General features: G+C 56.2%; 1 pseudogene. It reads left to right on the forward strand.

Annotation, left to right across the window (positions count from 1 at the left end):
* Nucleotides 1-237 (forward strand): annotated as a pseudogene (locus NW858_RS10830) (glycosyl hydrolase); the annotation flags it as partial.
* Between the last annotated feature and the right edge of the window lie 411 nt (nt 238-648).

Raw genomic sequence — 648 nt, forward strand, 5'->3', positions numbered from 1 at the left:
CCTCTGCCCAACTATGTGGTGGATTGGCTAGGGCGGCGGCGGGAGCAGGTAGCAGCCGTTGTTATTTATGGGAACCTGCAGGTTGGCTATCGCCTCCGCAGTTACTTGCAAGGAGCCAACGTCATCCACAGCCTCAACACCGATCCCTGGGCCCAGGCAGAAGCCATGCAGCGCCTGTTTCCCCACCGGCTCATCCCAGAGAAACCTAAACCTCAGACGGCTTCAGCAAATAATTAAGAAAAAGTAAATACCGTTACAGATTGTTGGCAGAAAGAGGCCCCTGAGCTATCGTATTGATGGAAATGTAAACTATTGAAACGGTTTCTCTCAGGGTTGTCTGTGCCTTCCTTCCTCTCAGACATCGCTGGATCGGACAGTTCTCGCCCCTCTGGTGACGGTGAGTGTGGGCTTGAGCGAACCTCGCTTCGCTCTCCCTCCCCGCAGCGTCCACAACCGTTCCTCCACGCTTTGCAAGCGCTGCTGGCAGGGCGCTGGGCGACAAAGCTTGGATTGGGCTTGGCTGTTGTGGGTCTGACAATCCTCACCTGGATTTGGCTGGCTGCAGGAGCTGGGCTGGATCCTTACACTGAAGCCGTCCTCAGCCTAGAGGGTCAGCCCAGCCATGGTGCTTCGTTGTTTGCCCTCAAC

It is taken from the genome of Synechococcus sp. H55.10 (genome assembly GCF_047502715.1).
In the GTDB taxonomy this organism is placed as follows: domain Bacteria; phylum Cyanobacteriota; class Cyanobacteriia; order Thermostichales; family Thermostichaceae; genus Thermostichus.